At 39.9% G+C, this 15,948-nt stretch carries 16 protein-coding genes; 4 read left to right on the top strand and 12 right to left on the bottom strand.

The annotated features are described in order from the left end of the window. Positions 1 to 86 precede the first annotated feature (86 nt). From AC2JBO_RS33910 to AC2JBO_RS33900, 3 genes are all read right to left on the bottom strand, one after another. On the bottom strand, positions 87 to 1,394 hold the full coding sequence (locus tag AC2JBO_RS33910; RefSeq protein ID WP_496958036.1) for a DUF4910 domain-containing protein: 1,308 nt from the start codon (positions 1,392 to 1,394) through the stop codon (positions 87 to 89). 309 nt (positions 1,395 to 1,703) lie between these two features. Further along, positions 1,704 to 2,036: a mannitol dehydrogenase family protein gene (locus AC2JBO_RS33905; RefSeq protein WP_496958038.1), complete on the bottom strand. Its 333-nt coding sequence runs from the start codon at positions 2,034 to 2,036 to the stop codon at positions 1,704 to 1,706. Beyond that, positions 2,020 to 2,232 carry a hypothetical protein gene (locus AC2JBO_RS33900; RefSeq protein WP_496958035.1) on the bottom strand — a complete coding sequence of 71 codons (213 nt, stop codon included), beginning with the start codon at positions 2,230 to 2,232 and terminating at the stop codon, positions 2,020 to 2,022. Before AC2JBO_RS33900 ends, AC2JBO_RS33905 begins: the two co-directional genes overlap by 17 nt. Positions 2,233 to 2,851: 619 nt before the next feature. On the opposite strand from AC2JBO_RS33900, the gene AC2JBO_RS33895 reads away from it, so the two are divergent. Continuing rightward, the gene (locus AC2JBO_RS33895; RefSeq protein ID WP_496958034.1) at positions 2,852 to 4,306 is read left to right on the top strand and encodes an MFS transporter; all 1,455 of its coding nucleotides are present in this window, start codon (positions 2,852 to 2,854) and stop codon (positions 4,304 to 4,306) included. A gap of 103 nt (positions 4,307 to 4,409) precedes the next feature. On the opposite strand, the gene AC2JBO_RS33890 is transcribed toward AC2JBO_RS33895, so the two are convergent. Beyond that, positions 4,410 to 5,537, bottom strand: a complete 1,128-nt coding sequence (locus tag AC2JBO_RS33890; RefSeq protein WP_496958033.1) for an aldo/keto reductase — start codon at positions 5,535 to 5,537, stop codon at positions 4,410 to 4,412. Positions 5,538 to 5,630: 93 nt separating this feature from the next. Continuing rightward, the gene (locus AC2JBO_RS33885; protein ID WP_496958032.1) at positions 5,631 to 6,125 is read right to left on the bottom strand and encodes a bifunctional nuclease family protein; all 495 of its coding nucleotides are present in this window, start codon (positions 6,123 to 6,125) and stop codon (positions 5,631 to 5,633) included. A gap of 337 nt (positions 6,126 to 6,462) precedes the next feature. Here AC2JBO_RS33885 and AC2JBO_RS33880 point away from each other — a divergent pair, with 337 nt between their 5' ends. After that, positions 6,463 to 7,143, top strand: coding sequence for a riboflavin synthase (locus tag AC2JBO_RS33880; RefSeq protein ID WP_496958031.1), 681 nt, complete (start codon positions 6,463 to 6,465; stop codon positions 7,141 to 7,143). A 95-nt stretch (positions 7,144 to 7,238) separates the two neighbouring features. Here AC2JBO_RS33880 and AC2JBO_RS33875 read toward each other — a convergent pair whose 3' ends face one another. The 4 genes from AC2JBO_RS33875 to AC2JBO_RS33860 form a co-directional block, all read right to left on the bottom strand. Then, on the bottom strand, positions 7,239 to 8,996 hold the full coding sequence (locus tag AC2JBO_RS33875; protein WP_496958030.1) for a M23 family metallopeptidase: 1,758 nt from the start codon (positions 8,994 to 8,996) through the stop codon (positions 7,239 to 7,241). 119 nt (positions 8,997 to 9,115) lie between these two features. Then, positions 9,116 to 9,973, bottom strand: a complete 858-nt coding sequence (locus AC2JBO_RS33870; protein ID WP_496958029.1) for a biotin--[acetyl-CoA-carboxylase] ligase — start codon at positions 9,971 to 9,973, stop codon at positions 9,116 to 9,118. Positions 9,974 to 10,119: 146 nt separating this feature from the next. After that, positions 10,120 to 10,467 carry an nSTAND1 domain-containing NTPase gene (locus AC2JBO_RS33865; protein WP_496958028.1) on the bottom strand — a complete coding sequence of 116 codons (348 nt, stop codon included), beginning with the start codon at positions 10,465 to 10,467 and terminating at the stop codon, positions 10,120 to 10,122. A 14-nt stretch (positions 10,468 to 10,481) separates the two neighbouring features. Beyond that, entirely contained in the window at positions 10,482 to 10,787 is a 306-nt protein-coding gene (locus AC2JBO_RS33860) for a hypothetical protein (RefSeq protein WP_496958027.1), read from the bottom strand. Positions 10,788 to 11,011: 224 nt separating this feature from the next. Between AC2JBO_RS33860 and pgeF the strand changes: the two genes are divergently transcribed. Continuing rightward, positions 11,012 to 11,812 carry a peptidoglycan editing factor PgeF gene (gene pgeF, locus AC2JBO_RS33855; RefSeq protein ID WP_496958037.1) on the top strand — a complete coding sequence of 267 codons (801 nt, stop codon included), beginning with the start codon at positions 11,012 to 11,014 and terminating at the stop codon, positions 11,810 to 11,812. Positions 11,813 to 11,927: 115 nt separating this feature from the next. Here pgeF and AC2JBO_RS33850 read toward each other — a convergent pair whose 3' ends face one another. From AC2JBO_RS33850 to AC2JBO_RS33840, 3 genes are all read right to left on the bottom strand, one after another. Continuing rightward, a complete protein-coding gene (locus AC2JBO_RS33850) occupies positions 11,928 to 13,283 on the bottom strand; it encodes a serine/threonine protein kinase (RefSeq protein ID WP_496958026.1) in 1,356 nt (451 codons plus the stop codon). A 196-nt stretch (positions 13,284 to 13,479) separates the two neighbouring features. Beyond that, complete coding sequence (locus AC2JBO_RS33845) at positions 13,480 to 14,253, bottom strand: hypothetical protein (RefSeq protein ID WP_496958025.1); 774 nt, start codon at positions 14,251 to 14,253, stop codon at positions 13,480 to 13,482. 93 nt (positions 14,254 to 14,346) lie between these two features. Next, the gene (locus AC2JBO_RS33840) at positions 14,347 to 14,826 is read right to left on the bottom strand and encodes a serine/threonine protein kinase (protein ID WP_496958024.1); all 480 of its coding nucleotides are present in this window, start codon (positions 14,824 to 14,826) and stop codon (positions 14,347 to 14,349) included. Positions 14,827 to 15,040: 214 nt separating this feature from the next. Between AC2JBO_RS33840 and AC2JBO_RS33835 the strand changes: the two genes are divergently transcribed. Next, positions 15,041 to 15,904, top strand: a complete 864-nt coding sequence (locus tag AC2JBO_RS33835) for a 1-acyl-sn-glycerol-3-phosphate acyltransferase (RefSeq protein WP_496958023.1) — start codon at positions 15,041 to 15,043, stop codon at positions 15,902 to 15,904. Positions 15,905 to 15,948 lie beyond the last annotated feature (44 nt).

Below are 15,948 nucleotides of genomic sequence, written 5' to 3'. Positions count from 1 at the left end.
TCCTCCAAAAACATCCAATGCTTCCCTGCTCCCGATGCCAAAAAGTTGTGTGTACACGGTAGCTTAGTAAGGGGGGGTTGGGGGGATCAAACAACTTTAAGCAAGTTAAATTCTTCTAACGTATCGGCAGTTTCCTTGATTAAATCAAATTCTAAACTAGATTTCTCTGCGATATCCAACAAAGAATTCTCACCATCTGACATATTCAAAACCCACAACATTGCTAACTCGCGCTTTTTGGTATCAGTTTGTCCACCTATGGCGCCGTAAAGTCCCCGTTTACCTAACTGCGGTTCACATTTAGGATTCTGGTTAATATACTTATTATTATTCTCAATGATATTAAGCACAGCTAAAAACTTAGTTAGCGAATCAGCTAAATATTCAGGCTTGACTAAATCTAAGTTATCTGCTGAGGTATGATATTCAGGATAAGTACCATGAGGCGACCTCATAAAACAACCTACAGGTAAATTAAAGCCAGGTGAGCAGTACTGACGTTCATCGTATCCGTAGGGTGAAAATTCTTGAATTACATAATCTTGTCCTGAACGCTGTAAAACGTGAATAGCTGCTTTATCAATGTCAGCATTACCGCGACGACTTTTTTTGTAATGTGATTTGCCAGGGTCGCCAATACAGGTTACTACTAAACCATGTTTTATTTTGTTGACATTTGTCTCGTTTTGTGAGAGCCAAGTTATCGAACCAATAGTGCCTGGAATAAAAACAAACCTGTAGGAGTATTTTAGTTTTAATTGACTAAGGTGCTGTGCTAAGAACGCTGTTAAAGCAATACCTGCTAAATTATCGTTGGCAAGGGAAGGGTGACAAGTGTGGCAGGAAATTAATACTTCTTCTTCGGTTTCACCTTTAATGAAGTATTCACCGTAGGTTAAACTGCCGTCTTCTAAAGTCGAGTCAATACAAACTTCGTATTCTGGGTCTTGCATTTTCATCATTTGATTATGACTCATGCAAAAGCCCCATGTTTCTTTATAATATGAGGTGCGATACGGAACCCAGTCAGGTTTATCAGGGATGGTTATTATCTGTTGCTTTAATTCTTCGAGTTTAATTTTTTGGCAAACGGGGATACTGTAATTGAGTACGTGTAAATTTAACTTCTGAAAATCAATTATCTTTTCGCCTTGAGAATTTTTGATATAAGCGTCTCGAATATTCCATTCTTTCGGAACTGTCCAGTCGAATATTTGAGTGCCAGTTTTTACTTCGTGCATCGAAAGTGGAATATGCTGCTGCACGTTCGTAAGCGTTTTCCGAACACCATCACCTGTAATACTTCGGCATATAGGATATAAATCAGATACTAAGTCATACATTTTATGACTCATAGCTTTTACGTCAACCCCTGCTCCTATCTTTGTAGACACGCTGATTTACCTTACGTAAGTATAATTTACTTTTTCAAATTATATGGCTAAATAATCACGTAAGTTTTTTGTTTATAGAATCTTCAAAATCTGTCTAAGTCAGTGGTCTTAATGAAAGGGTGGAAATCCCAACAAATGACGAATACTTATGTTGGGTTCCGTTCCTCCACCCAACCTACAATTAGTTATTTAGCCCAAGGTATTGCTGCCAAAATATAGTAGATGTCAGTTCCTTGGAAGCATTTTTCCATTTTTTACTTATGGATGACCATTCAATACGACTTTTAGCTGCGACTTTAAGCCACCTAGTTAGAAGAGGTTATCGCAAGAAAGTGTTGTAAAAGGCGCCATTCCTAACTCGCGTCGTCGGCGTAATGCTTCTACTATGAACCCAATTGCAGTTATTGGAGTGGAAGGATTTTGCAAATCGTGAGCGACATCTTCATTTGCTGTATTAAGATTAAAATTCTGATCTAAATGGTAGCCACCTTGAGTAATTGTTAGGGTAACGAGATGGACAGAGGGAGATGTCATTTTCTCAAGCACATAGTCACATTTTTCTCTACCATTAACGATTTCTCTGATAGAACCGATAACGGAAGCTTCTTCACGATTTTTACTGTAGCTAGAGTGTTTGGTCAGTGTTTAACCAAGTTGTTAAGCTTGGCTGTGTTTTATTACTAAAATCTCCTTCAACCTGGTTATACCCTGAAATAGGTTCATAAAGATTGTCTGGAGCATCCTCCTGTTTGGGTGAATTAGTTTTTTGCATTTTAAAGCCAATTGCTGCAAATATTGCATCCATAAACCCAGGTGAAATTTTTTGAGCCAGCAGCATTATGATTTTTGTTACAAATACAAGCTAATCCTGAACGGTGTTCTGTTCTTCATAACCGTGGTTAAAGATACTTTACATATCTCCGGGCAGCAAACTTTCTACTCATTCTTCAGGTAGAAGTTGGTTTTAGGAGAAGCGCTTACTTTATTATGAGGGTGAGGAAAAGATAAACTATGGCTTACTCAGTTTGAAGTGACGTTATGGAACTCTAGTAGGCGCCATGTCAAAAAAGCTGCCAGTGGTATTGGAGAACACAACTACGTGCAATAATTTTTACAAATGTACTAGTTACCAAAAGAGTTAAATTATACAAATTAAATTGATAAAACTATAACTCTTAAGTAAGATTCTTTTGATTTATGTTTTCTTTATTATTTATTGAAAGCCTAAACAAGTAAAAAAGTGTTTATTAAAATAGCTTGTTCAAGATTTGTGAAAATATAAATTTTCATTCTGAGCGCAGGAATAATTTTAAAGATTGTAAGATTTGTAAGATGCTTTAATCCTTTCAGCATGACAGATTAAAGAGCTTTTTTACAAGTTGATTTTTTATGTCAACTTTCTTTCTTTGTGCCTACACTCAAATGATTCCTCAATATAAAATGTTGTGTTTTTTAATATGCTTGATAAACAGGGTGACGACTTTTTAACAGAAGTAACTTCTCTTCCCATTCACGAAATATCGCAAGATGTGGTACTGATGGAGACGGTGCTTCCTGTAACTTCAAAGCTACCTCTAAAAATTTCTAAGTCGGAAATTCGCACAAGTCTCAAAGCCTTAACTGTCGAAAGCATTTTTGCTACTGTTTTTTACAGTATCATTGGTGGCGCCTTGCTGACTAATTTCTTGTTAGAGCAAGGTGCTGATTGTGTGCAAATTGGTCTGCTTGCTTCTATTCCTCAACTGGTGAACCTACTTCAACCGTTGGGAGCATACTTGTTAGAGCGATTTACTAGCTTCCGCTGGTATACTTTAATCATTTTTGCTTCGTCGCGATTAATGTGGCTGACTCTTTTACCACTGATTTGGTTAGTTAGTTCATCTCGAATTACAGGCTGTCAAGTAGTGCAGTTGACGTTAGGAGTTGTCTGGATAACTAATATCATTGAAGCTTTTGGTCGCGCTCCTTGGTCAGGCTGGACAGCTATATTAGTGCCACAACGCTTGCGAGGAAGGTATTTCGGCTTTCGCAACAGTCTTTTAAGCGGTTCAGGTCTTGTTTGTGTGCCATTGTTAGGTTTTACTGTATCAGCTTGGCCTGGTGGAACAGCTCAAGGTTTCGGCGCCGTACTGACATTAGGAATTGTGCTTGGTGTTATCAGTCTGTCAAGCCAATTCTTGATGAAAGATGTCAACCCACAGTTATTAAAAGCGACAGATGGCGATACTTCATCGCAACCGAAGAAAATAGATACCACCGTTTTGAAAGATCGCAATTTTATGAAGTTTGCCTTCTACCTGGCTATATGGTGTTTTGCTGTTAATGTCAGCGCTCCCTTCTTTAACCTCTATATGCTTAATAACTTACATATAGATATTAGTGTAGTCACAATTTATAACGGTTTAGCAGGGGCTGCTAACATGCTGATGCTCCCACTTTGGGGCAAACTAGCCGACCGAATTGGCAACCGTCCGCTCTTATTATTGGTAGGAATTTTGGTGGCAGTCACACCTCTATTGTGGCTCTCAACTCGAAATAATGACATGACTGTATGGGCATTACTACCTTTGTTGCATGTGCTTCATGGTGCAACCTGGGCAGCGATTGATTTATGTACTAACAATCTCATTATGGGAGTGGTGCCGCTACAGCATCAGTCCTCTTATTTTGGGCTTTCGAGCGCCGTTGCTGGCTTGACTGGAGCAGCGGGAATTACTGCTGGCAGCTTTCTTGCAACAGGACTTGGTGCTGGTGGTTTGTTAGTGCTATTTGCTATCTCCGGCGTTTTACGACTAGTTGCACTCCTGCCCTTAATGTTTGCTGAGGAACACCGTTCTGTGTCTCTAGCTCATCTTTTGGAACTTTTGTTTGCTTATATGAAAAAAGCAGAGCCATTGGCAGCACATGATTAACTGATGGTTTAAAATTCCCTGTAGAGACGCGATTGAATCGCGTCTCTACGTGTATTCGTGGTAAAAAAATATATGACTGCACAGGCGAGATGCCCGTGCTACGTTAGCCCCAAAGTCTTCTGCCTGCTTTGCCTTTGAGTTGTTCGTGAGTATCGTATAGCAGGGTGGGAATATCTAAATTTTCTGGACACTTGGGTAAACATTCCCCACATTCAGTACATTTGTCTGCTTTCATACCTGGAAACCAGTGACCAGCATTTTCAAACATACCGTAGCGATATTGTCCGTAATCTGTCATATCATATGCCACGGCTAAATTCCTTAACCGCAATACTTCAGGAATGTGAATATTTTCTGGACATGGTAAACAAGCATAGCATTGACTACATTTGTCGGCGCCTAAACTTGAAGAAAGTTGATTTTCCAAACGCTGCAAAGCGAGTGTCTCTTCTTGCGTAAGTGTACCCACACTATCAGCAATACGCAACGGTTCGATTAATTCGTCTGGGGTTGCAGGGCCTACACTTAATGTTGTAATTCGAGAGTCACTGAGTAAAAAGCGGTAGTTTAATTCTAAGGGTGTAAAAGGATGACAAATATCTTGGAGTTTTTGCGGCGCCGTATATAATTTCCCACCTTTGTCAGCAGGTGAGATAATAAACACGCCCATGTCTTTTGAAAACGCGCGTTCGATAGCTGCTGCGTGACGCTGAAAAAAATAGTAATAATGCAGATTGACAAATTCAAATAAATCTGTATCGATAGCAGCAAGAATTAATTCGAGTGAAGCGTGGGTAGAAAAACCAACATGTCGAACTTTACCATCAGCTTGTGCTTCCTGTACCGCGCGCATACAACCGTCAGTAGCTTTTACCCAGTCGAGGTGTTCCCAAGTATTTAAACCGTGAATTCCCAAACAGTCTACATAATCAACATTTAGGCGTTTCAATGATTCGTTGATGTACCGACGCATCGAAAGTGCATTATCCGTGGGTGGGATTTTGGTGGTGACATAAACCTGGTCGCGAGACACTGACCCAGCAGCAATAGCACCACCGAGAAACTCCTCACTACTACCGTAACCCCTGGCTGTTTCAATATGATTTATTCCCAACTCCACCGCTCTTCTGATAGTCTGCTGCGCGACCTCTGATGAGCTTAAGTAGCGCATAGTCCCTAAAGAAAAAACAGACAGATAGAGATTAGTCTTTCCAAAGCGTCGGTATTGCATTTTTGTAAGTTATGAGTTACGAGTTATGAGTTATGAATTACAAGTTTACTCTCTACTCAGGACTCAGGACTCAGCACTCAGCACTCAGCACTCTTAACTATTACTTCCGAAGCGTTTAATTAAATCTTCAGGTCGGAGGTTAGAGACGAAATCGCGGAAAGCTTGCTGTTCGGCTTCGTCGGCATCGCGGTCTACGGGTATTGATGCATCAGCCACTACCTCCTCCATGACCCAAATGGGGGCATTTGTACGGAGAGCCACCGCAATTGCATCACTCGGACGCGCGTCAATTTCCTTGCGATTTTCCCCTTGTTGCAAGATTAAAGACGCATAAAAAGTGTCTTTTTGCAGCGAATGAATGATAACCTTTTCTAAGCTCATATTCAACGCTTCAATAATATTAACTATTAAATCGTGCGTTAGGGGTCTTGGAGGCTTTTGATTCTCCAGCGGTCCCATGATTGCTCGTGCTTGGTCTTGACCGATATAAATGGGCAAAGCACGACGGTCTGTACTATCCTTGAGAAGTACAATCGGGCTGCGGGTGATGGCATCTAATGCTATACCTGCGACTTTCATTTCAATCATTTGTCAAGCCTCTACAATCCTTTTAGCGCTTTTAGAAGTCTGTAACAAATCATACCTATTTAAAGGAATGATCAAGATGGACGTAAACATAAGCCTTTACTCGCTATAATTGCTTCTATTAAACTCCCTATTTGATGTAAATACCAGAGTAAGTCTAGTTAGTTTAGTTTAAAAATAATCTACTTACCCAAGTATGCCTTGAATTATCTATTTATGTGTTGATAACCCTATACAAAATCGCGTCAGAAATTATACTTAAACAATTGGGCGCAACGCCATATTTACTAGTTTATAACAGTCAAAATGCATAGTAAATCAAGCAAGGTTGGAAAAAGCAGTGTTTACAGGATTAATTCAAGCATTAGGAACGATTATGCCCCTAGGGGGGAATTTTTGGAAGATTTCATTTATCAGCCATTCGTTAGATGTTATTTTACAAGATTTAGCATATGGCGATAGTGTAGCAGTTGATGGGGTCTGTTTGACAGTCGAGAAAATATCAAATGATGGATTTGTGGCAACTGCTTCACCTGAGACGTTACGAAGAACAACTCTGGGTTCTGTGTCAACGCAAACGCGATACGTTAACCTTGAAGCTTCCCTAAAAGTTGGTAGTAAAATTGGTGGTCACTTCGTCATGGGACACGTAGATGGTATAGGGCAGTTGTTAGAGTCCCGACAAACTGCTACTTCCTGGGAAATGACTTTTAAGGTGCCGAGTTCGATCGCTAAGTACATAGTCCCTAAAGGAAGCATTGCCATAAATGGGATTAGTCTAACTGTAGCTGAGTATAACGCTGAAGCGATGCAATTTCAGGTCGCTGTGATTCCGCTTACCTATAAAGATACTAATCTAAGCCAGTTGGCGCCGGGTAGTTTAGTGAATCTCGAAGGTGATATTCTTGGCAAATACGTTGAAAAGTTCTTAATGGACGGCAGAAACTCCCAATATCAAATAGAAAACGCCGACGATATGAGCATTACGTCAGCGTTCCTGATGGAAAATGGATATTTATAAGAGTGCTGAGTGGAAAGTGCTGAGTGCTGAGTAAAGTTAGGAGTTAGGAGTTTCAACTCAGCACTCAGCACTCAGCACTCAGCACTCAGCACTTTTTACTGCTGATTTTGAGGTACTTGTGCGGTTTGTAGGGACTGCATTAACTGTGACATCGCGTACTGTAGATGTACACCTGGGTCTACTGCTACCCAGCCTTCGGGTGTAAGCTGGCGTACTTCAAAGTGTAGGTGTGGACCAGTTGAAGTTCCTGTACTGCCAACTAAACCAATAACTGTACCCTGTTGTACCCATTGACCTGGTTGGACGAAAAGTTGTGACATGTGACCGTAAAGCGTTTGTACGGCGCCGTTGTGGTTGAGAACTGCGGTCAAACCATAACCACCTACAAAGTCAGCAACTTCAACTTGACCTGTAAAAGCGGCAATAACTGGTGTACCCATTGCAGCACCTAAGTCTGTTCCAGAGTGGAATCTCGTTTCCCCTGTTATTGGGTGCGTTCTCCAACCAAATATTGAAGTAATTGACGCGGGTATTGATAGAGGAAATATTAACGCATTTGGATTGTAAGCTATTCCTCCTCCTGAATAAGCAACGCGGGGTAAAGTCGATTCCAATGGAATGTTATACGCGACTTTACTCTCGCGCGGCGCCACATTGGCTGCATTTACAGGTAATGGTAGGGCGCCTCCACTAGGCGGAACAACACCAATTGATGTTCCAGGGAGAGCGAAGTTACTTGGAGAAGGAATAAATCTATTTGGGTGGTATGTATTTTTGTTCGATGATAACGCAATAGAAGGTGCAGATAATTGCGTGCGGGGTACACTGCGAGTTACATCAACTGCATTTATATTATTTACATTGTTTACATTATTAACGCTGCGATTAGTTGTCGCAATTCTGGTACTACGCCAACTAGCTTGATTTTCACTTTTTGGGCTGTCAGTTGAACCATTATTAGTACTGCTATTTGTACTATTATTGACGTTACGCCGAACATTAACTGCATTGGCAACGTTAATATTTTGACTTTTTCTAATCCAGCTTGGTTTACTCGCGCGCTCGGTATTCTCATTGTCACCGTTAGATGCAGTTACACCTCTTCTTAGCGAAGCAGTAACAGGCGCCTTGACACAACCACCACGCACTCCGCTACTTCCTAAAACAGAACTGCAACCGCTGGAACGCTCGGTTAAAACTACTGTGTCAGGCGATTCGTATTTAGCTGTGTTTCCTGTACTATAGTCTGTGGGGTCAATATAAGCGTTGTTATAATCTTTCGGCTTATCTGTATCAGCAGTATTAACTGGTTTAGTACTTCGTGACACTTCAGGCAACTTACTCGGTGTGTTATTTTCGCTTGCTGTTTCAACAGGTTTAGTTATACGTACCGTCGGTGCCTTTTTCCTTTGCGACTCAGCAAGGGGTCTTAACTTTCTAACTACAGAAACTTCTGTTTCTGGCTCGTTTTGGGTTTTTTTCCTCGCTTGACGTAGACGCTGTATCGCTTCTGATGTTTGAGTGGAAGTACGTATTCGTGGCGCCCGTTCTGAGTTTTGTTGAGCGACATTTCTTCTCAACCGTTCACGTAGTCGGTTGCGACGCGATGAAAACTCATTTTGTGTAGAGGATTCTCTTGAGGGGGAAACGTTACGCTCAATTGTAACTTTGGGCGCCGACTCTCTGTTACTTTGCGTATTTTCCGTGGGAACAATATTGTCAATAGCTGATTCTGTCTGAGCAAGCACCAAGCCACTGCTCATTAAACTTAAGCTACTGAGCCAACAAAGGCTTTGGGCGCCTATTGAGCGATGCCAGCGGTTTTTGGAACGGACGTTTTTGCGTTGCGTCATGTGTCTAGAAGGTGAACAAAGGGTGGTTATAGAGGCGACGGGTGGAATTCGTGTGGTGTGCGTTGTAATAAGCTGGAAACCTAGTTCCTCAGTGTGAAGAAAAGTTAATTTAAAATTTATTAAGAAGATTTGCCATAGCCCAAACTGATTGTACCTGGAGTCAGGAACAAATCTGGTGTATCTACCGATTTGGAATCAAAAGTTTCCATGCGAACATGGAGAGACCCCGTGGAAGTAACGCCGACCACAGTACCTGAAACATTTTCCAGATAAACTGCTTCTCCAATATTTGTCAATAAGCTGGTGTATTTAGGCAAGAGTACATCTACTCCATCTTTAATTAGACATTCAATACCGGATTCTATACCAAGCAGAACGTTTGTGGCGAGCATTTCTATATTAAGTATTTGGTTAATGTTTTGCTGTTGCCATGATTCCAGATTGATGCCCGTTGTGGGAACTGGGTTTGACCAGTTGATACCAACACCAATTACAGCTTGGCTAATTTTGCCGTGGCTGATTTTGGTTTCCGTCAAGATACCACCCAGTTTTAATTTATTCAAGACTAAATCGTTAGGCCATTTAATTTCGACAGGGATGTTACTGTTTCGTAATTGTCTCGTAATTCCCCATGCTGTAGCAAATGTTAGCTGATAACTATCGCGCGCTTCTAAATTCACTTTGACTGCCACTGATAAATATAATCCACCTTGAGATGAAACCCACTGGCGCCCCCATTGTCCGCGTCCTGCGGTTTGTTGTGTAGCAATGACTACAGTGGGTTCTAATGCGCCTTTTTGTATCAATTCCCAGAGAACTTGGTTTGTTGAAGTGACGGTATCGTAAAGATGTAGCGAAAAGGGTAAATAATGGTTTTGACGCGCGCTTAAAGCTGCTTCGATTTTTTGCTTGTCGAGTTCCACAGCAGTTAATACAATTAGGACGCTTGCTAAATTAGCATAAAAATTTGTTAACATCGATCCCCTACTACCCCCACGTATAAGGTGAGGGTTATTTTCCTGCACTACTGGTCTGTGTTATTAAATTTGGGGAGTTTGTAGCATAGGCGTCTCGCCTGTGCTTCGGTCAGGCAAGATGCCTAACCTACGGGTTCTTTTATATACTACCAAAACTTTTGACACAGACCACTACCAACTACTGAAGAACCATTTAAAACTCGGTCTTCAATGTAAGTGTGTCCGTCTGAACTAGCTACACATTCTTTTTCCCAAAGCAAATTTAATATATACTGTAATAAAGGTAAATAACCGCTTTGCCCCTTAATGTCTTCAATCATTTGCTCAACTAACCCCTCTTCAAATATTACTCCGTGTTTTGCTGCTGGTTGTTCTATAGCTTGTCGCAACTTATCTGGATACATATCTGTAACCAAATGAATATTTTGTTGTTGATTGATTATTTCAGCAAAATGTGGATGAGAACTAAGTTGCTCTAAAAAATCCGAACGCATTGCTATAACAATCTTTACTGAACTATCATTAATAATCCTGATAGTGCTTCGGTACTAACAAACTGCATATCTCCGCTTGCGTTTTCCAAAACCAAACCAGTACTTCTTGAACCATGTCCACAAACATGAACAATACTTGGTTGATAATCTAGCAGCGCGCGACGTAAATCATCAACTTGCACAGCTAGCTGAGTCACAATTTGGAATTGTTCTCTATTTTTAGCTCTTTCCAACGCGGCTTGAATTGAGCGCACCTCTTGATCAAGATGTAACTTGGTCGTATCATTAGGATTCGCAGACAAAATTAAGATTTTTCTCATTTTCTTAAACATGTACTAAGCACTTTAGTGCTTAAAATGTGTGTCTTGTAACTATATATGATTCAATAAAATTACTTTATGCAGCTTTCCAAAACCCAAAATTTTTAATCATGTAAGTAAGAACTTACCTATTGGGAGAGTGTAAAATTTGGGACTATCAAGGTAAACTTGATAAGCGCATTTTTACTTAAATTTTTTGGGGTAAATAGACAATGCAGTTAACGATGCATGAATGGCACTGGCGTACTTGGCAAGAACTCCCTTACTTAACTTGTAGTTTGTTAGAAGCATTTGCACACGGCTTTTTTACCCAACAGTTTGTAGGAAAACCCCCATCAGAACTAACAAACGTACTACAAAGTGACGCTTCAGCATATCGACTCAAGCAGGTACATGGTAATATTGTCTTAACCCCGCAAGAAATAGATAATAAACTTGCAACAGGTGGCGAAGATGTAGATACAGATGCCGATACAGCACTCGTACATGGTGATGGTATAGCTAGTGACAAGCCTTCTCAGGCAGTGTGGGTAGCAAGTGCAGACTGTACTCCTGCCCTAATAGCTGATATTAAAACAGGCACCGTAGCAGCAGTACACGCAGGTTGGCGTGGAACAGCACAAAAAATTATACCAGTGGCAATCGGGCGCCTGGTTTCCCAAGGTAGTAAGTTAGAAGATTTGCGTATTGCCCTTGGTCCTGCAATAGCAGGTGAAGTCTATCAAGTTTCAACACAAACTGCTGCTGAAGTAGGCGCCACAATATTATCAGGTGATGAAAATTATATTGTAGAAACTTTATTAGAACAAAATAACTCACCAATACTAAATGACCCAGAACCAGGTAAAGTCCGTTTAGATGTACGACGAGTTAACGTACTGCAAATGGAAAATATGGGAATTACTACAGAACAAATAGCCATTGCTCCTTATTGTACATTTCAAACCCCCGAATATTTCTTTTCATATCGTCGCGAAAAACAGAAAAAAATCCAATGGTCAGGAATAGTGAGTAAAGAGTGCTAAGTGCTGAGTGCTGAGTGCTAAGTGCTGAGTGCTGAGTGCTAAGTGCTGAGTGCTGAGTGCTGAGTGCTGAGTAATGAGTAATTAAAACTCAGCACTCAGCACTTTTAACTCAGCACTATTTATTGAGCCAAATTTCAATCTCTTGTGCTAACCATCTGCGTTCAGCATTGGTCAAATTACTATATTTATCAAAGTTAAATAGCGTTACACCAGACGCTATTAACAAAAGTTGTGGGTTTATTTTGGTATTCGTTTGACTTGACGCAAATTTGACATGAGATATCTTACTTGTATCAACTTTATATACACGCTGCCATTTAAACCAGAATAACTTATGAGTTAGAATAATAGATTTTGACTTGATTGAAATACTTGTAGTCTTAAAAAGTCCCCATAGCATTAATAGTAACAGAAATCCGATAGCCAGATATTTAATAGCTAAAATAATTACTACTGCACTTGTAGGATATACATTGTATGTGTCATTTTGAAACAAATTAAATCCTAACGCAAACGGTGTAGCTAAGGAAATTAAACTTATTAAAACTATTCCAAACCCTTTGGGTGGCAAGACAATTTTCAGCTTGTCTTCTGTTTTTGTCAACCCAACTTTTGTACTAGACGGTTTCTCTAATAATTGCTGTGTTTGAAGTGCGTTTGTTCTGGGTAGAGGGTTATCGATAGCTTCTTTAGTTACACGCGCGGATGTAAATCTCTTTTCTAAACTTGGTTCAGTCATCCACTCTAACCAATCAGCTAACTTGGGAATTATATCAGCAAATTCACGAAATTGAATTTGTAAGTTTTGCTGAGGTAGTTCGGTTGGGTGCATTCCAGTCACCAGATAAATCAAAGTGGCGCCTAAACTATATATATCAGAAGCTGGTTTAGTTCTACCACCAAATTGTTCAGGTGGCATATATCCATAAGTTCCCACTACAGTAATTGTGCCACCTTCCTGCGCTGCAATGTTTTGCACTGAACCAAAGTCAACTAAATAAACTTGACCAACGCTATTACCAGAACGGTTGGTAAGTAAAATATTACTAGGTTTGATGTCGCGATGAATTATCGGTGGTTGTTGAGAGTGGACATATTCTAAGATTTCTAGAATAGCACTTGCGAGTTCTTTAATTTCTTGAGTATTAAATCTTCTCCCTGAAGAGACATGTTCTTCTAACGATTTTGCCGCAACATAACTTTGGACTAACCCAAACCCTTTATCATTAGATGTATCAAACTCGAAATAATCTATATATTGCGGAATAGCAGGATGATTAAGATTTTTTAAAGTTTCGGCTTCACGTTCAAATAATTTTAACTCTTGCCAATCAAAATCTTTACCTAAATATAGAAGTTTGATAACAACTTGTTGCTGTTTTTGTAAATCTAAAGCTAGTAGCGCGCGTTTATTTGTTTGTCCTAATTGACTTTGGATTTGATAACGGTTGTTTAGTATTTCTTGATTCATATAAGACTCCTATTTAATTTTTGAATAGAATTATGTATGTGGGGTGCGTAACGCTACAAAATTATTGCTTTGTGTATTGATTGTAGTTATGGTGCGTAACGCTACAAAATTATTGCTTCGTGTATTGATTGTAGTTATGGTGCGTAACGCTACAAAATTATTGCTTCGTTGAAATATTGTTATAGCGTTACGCACCCTACAAAGACTGCTCACTTTTAATTTTTATGTGCTGGTCTTCATACCACCTAATAATTGACTTACTCGCTAAAAGCATAGATAATCCAGTAATTAGTGATGGTGCAATCACATAAAATACAAACTTTCCATACGGTGGAGAAATGACTGACGGTATATTATTGAAATATATTAATGCTATTGCAATACTTAATGTCATACTAGTCATGCTGATTACACGCCGATACAAGTAGACATTTTTGAGTGGAAAGAAAAAGAATCTTGTAATTAACCAGATTACAATTCCATTTGCAAAGGCTAAAGAAAAACCAATCAAAGCACCATAATACCCTCCGATAGTAGTTCCAACTACAGGATAGACGACTGTGCTGTATAACAAGGCACTAAATGTCACCATCCCTCCGCCGATACCGATACTACGCCACATTACATCCCAAAATAATTCTATTGAATTTACAGGTTTTACCAGCGCAGGGCTATTTGCTGTATTATTCGCTAAATACTGATACTCATCGTTTCGTGTTCGCTCTTTTAATAAAGCTTCTAATGCTACCATCGGAGTTTTGAGACGAGCTTCAGCACTTGGTTCAGTTAACCACTCAAGCCAATCAACAAATGCAGGTGTAAAATTAACAAGCGAAGCAAATTTGATACGCATGTCTTTTTGTGGCAGGTCAGCAGGTTGAGTTGCTGTTGCTAAAGCTATTAATGTTGCTCCCAAGCCATATAAGTCTGATGCGGGTGTTGCGTAACCGCCAAATTGTTCAGGTGGCATATAGCCATATGTACCAACAACGGTGACTGTTTTACCAGCTTTGGAAGCTAGTGTTTGTACTGAACCAAAATCTACTAAATATACTTTGCCTATTTACCCCTTTGAGTTTTCTAATAAATTTAAATATGAATTTTCCACCAAAATAATATTGCTTGGTTTAATGTCGCGATGAATTACGGGTGGGTGCTGTTGGTTTAAATATATAAGTATTTCAAGTAATTGTTGTGCTATATTTTTTAGTTCTTTTTCAGTAAATACTCGCCCTGATTGTATGTATTGTTCGAGCGATTTACCTTCTATATAGCTTTGTACAAGCGCACAACTTCGATTACTTTCTTCAACCTCAAAGTAGTCAATATAACTAGGAATTGCTGGATGTGCGAGTGATTTAAGTGTAAGAGCTTCCCGTTCAAATAATTTCAAATCTTCCCAGATAAAATCACTGCTAAAACTCAGCAATTTGATAATCACTATCTGTCCGGTTTGAATATCCTGTGCGAGTACAGTTTTTCTACCTGCTTTTTTACCTAGCTGCTTCTGTATCACATAGCGCTGCAAAATTTGCTCGCTCATTCGCTTACCTATTCAGAGCATACACTTATAGTTGTATTGTAATTAATGTGTAGCTTACAACTGGCACCTATGGATTCCGTGTAAAGTTGTCTTAAAGTTTTGTGTAAAATACTTAAAAAGTAGATTAAAGCACAAAAAGTAGCTATCGATGATTGCCGGATTTAATCTTGAGGCTTTAAATATAGTAAATGCCCTTTTGCTTTTTGGAGCCTAAATGTCGGAGCAGCAACAAAATACTCAACCTCGATTGGGATGGTCACTACAGGAACGAGACACCAGTTTCATTAAATTATTAATGCCAATTTGGGAGCTGCTGTACCGCTATTACTTTCGTGTACAAACGAGTGGTTGGGAACATATACCTACTCAAGATAAAGTTTTACTCGTCGGCTCGCACAACGGTGGAATTGCGGCGCCTGATATGCATATGATGATGTACGACTGGTTTGTTCGCTTTGGTGTGGAGCGTCCCGTTTACGGGTTGATGCATCCCAAAGCTTGGCAAGTCAGTCCAGAAATTGGGCAATTAGCTGCGAAAGTTGGGGCAATTATCGCGCGTCCACGTATTGCTGCTGCTGCACTGCGTAGTGGCGCCAGTTTGTTAGTATACCCTGGAGGTCCCCAAGACTTATTTAGATTACACTCACAGCGTCATCAAATATACTTTGCGGGAAGAAAAGCTTTTATTAAATTAGCACTGCGTGAAAATGTACCTATTGTTCCTGTGATTTCTACAGGTGCCCACGATACACTAATAGTTCTTTCAGATATATACCCCTTCGTTCAGCAAATACACAAAATGGGAGTACCTTGGCTGTTAAATGTAGACCCCGAAGTTTTTCCAGTATATTTAGGTTTACCCTGGGGATTAAGTATTGGACCTTTACCCAATATTCCATTACCTGTACAAATTCATACTAGAGTATGTCCGCCAATTGTGTTTGAAAAGTATGGTGCAGAAGCAGCGTTAGATAAGGTTTATGTTAATGACTGTTATAAGATGGTTGTTAGTAAAATGCAGTATGAGTTAGATATGTTGGTGAAAGAAAGTGTTGATCCCCCCCTAACCCCCCCTTAATAAGGGAACAAGAAAAACAATCTAAAGCCCCCCTTCCACGCGGG

This window comes from Calothrix sp. CBUCES-K 9914, from assembly GCF_059640475.1.
This window is presented reverse-complemented; position numbering and strand designations above follow the sequence as displayed.

What these genes read in the sequence shown, in the direction of transcription:
- AC2JBO_RS33885 (WP_496958032.1), bottom strand. Translation starts at nt 6,125, where the DNA reads ATGATTGAAATGAAAGTCGCAGGTATAGCATTAGATGCCATCACCCGC.
- AC2JBO_RS33840 (WP_496958024.1), bottom strand. Translation starts at nt 14,826, where the DNA reads ATGAGCGAGCAAATTTTGCAGCGCTATGTGATACAGAAGCAGCTAGGT.
- AC2JBO_RS33845 (WP_496958025.1), bottom strand. Translation starts at nt 14,253, where the DNA reads ATGCCACCTGAACAATTTGGCGGTTACGCAACACCCGCATCAGACTTA.
- AC2JBO_RS33900 (WP_496958035.1), bottom strand. Translation starts at nt 2,232, where the DNA reads ATGCTGCTGGCTCAAAAAATTTCACCTGGGTTTATGGATGCAATATTT.
- AC2JBO_RS33835 (WP_496958023.1), top strand. Translation starts at nt 15,041, where the DNA reads ATGTCGGAGCAGCAACAAAATACTCAACCTCGATTGGGATGGTCACTA.
- AC2JBO_RS33895 (WP_496958034.1), top strand. Translation starts at nt 2,852, where the DNA reads ATGCTTGATAAACAGGGTGACGACTTTTTAACAGAAGTAACTTCTCTT.
- AC2JBO_RS33875 (WP_496958030.1), bottom strand. Translation starts at nt 8,996, where the DNA reads ATGACGCAACGCAAAAACGTCCGTTCCAAAAACCGCTGGCATCGCTCA.
- AC2JBO_RS33865 (WP_496958028.1), bottom strand. Translation starts at nt 10,467, where the DNA reads ATGCGTTCGGATTTTTTAGAGCAACTTAGTTCTCATCCACATTTTGCT.
- pgeF (WP_496958037.1), top strand. Translation starts at nt 11,012, where the DNA reads ATGCATGAATGGCACTGGCGTACTTGGCAAGAACTCCCTTACTTAACT.
- AC2JBO_RS33870 (WP_496958029.1), bottom strand. Translation starts at nt 9,973, where the DNA reads ATGTTAACAAATTTTTATGCTAATTTAGCAAGCGTCCTAATTGTATTA.
- AC2JBO_RS33860 (WP_496958027.1), bottom strand. Translation starts at nt 10,787, where the DNA reads ATGAGAAAAATCTTAATTTTGTCTGCGAATCCTAATGATACGACCAAG.
- AC2JBO_RS33850 (WP_496958026.1), bottom strand. Translation starts at nt 13,283, where the DNA reads ATGAATCAAGAAATACTAAACAACCGTTATCAAATCCAAAGTCAATTA.
- AC2JBO_RS33890 (WP_496958033.1), bottom strand. Translation starts at nt 5,537, where the DNA reads ATGCAATACCGACGCTTTGGAAAGACTAATCTCTATCTGTCTGTTTTT.